This window comes from Treponema sp. R80B11-R83G3 (genome assembly GCF_054786115.1).
Genome location: NZ_BDHF01000449.1, coordinates 1 through 519, shown reverse-complemented (window position 1 = coordinate 519; position 519 = coordinate 1). Strand labels below are relative to the sequence as shown.

The window sequence follows — 519 nt, the reverse complement described above, 5'->3', positions numbered from 1 at the left end:
GACTTGTGGCGGGCTTTAGTCCGACACAAGTCTATTATACTTTAATTAACGGGGTAAAACTACGTTCTATAAAATGGTTTAATCTACGGCAAAAATACTGTATATTAGCGTAAGGAGAAACCATGAAAGTTTTATTTATTGGCGGAACAGGCACTATTTCAAGCGCGATTACAAGACGGGCGGCGCAGTTGGGGTGGGAGCTTTATCTGCTTAACAGGGGAAACAGAAAAAGCGAATTTAAAGATTTGGAAATTAAACATATAGCTTGCGATATTAGGGCGGAAGAAGCGCCCGTTATCCGCGAAAAACTGGAAAAGGCCGTTGGAAAGGGAAACAAGTTCGATGTCGCCGCCGACTTTTTCGCCTTTGTTCCCGAACACGTTCAAAAAGACTTCGACATTTTAAACGGGCTTTGCAAACAATACATTTTTATCTCCTCCGCGTCAGCGTATCAAAAACCGCTTTCATCGTACCTTATTACCGAAAGCACTCCCCTAGCGAACCCGTTATGGCGTTATT

General features: G+C 43.0%; 1 protein-coding gene. It reads left to right on the top strand.

The genetic code is table 11. The annotated features are described in order from the left end of the window. Positions 1 to 122: 122 nt before the first annotated feature. On the top strand, positions 123 to 519 hold a 397-nt coding region (locus ACYVRH_RS14405; RefSeq protein WP_461257558.1), incomplete at its 3' end, for a Rossmann-fold NAD(P)-binding domain-containing protein.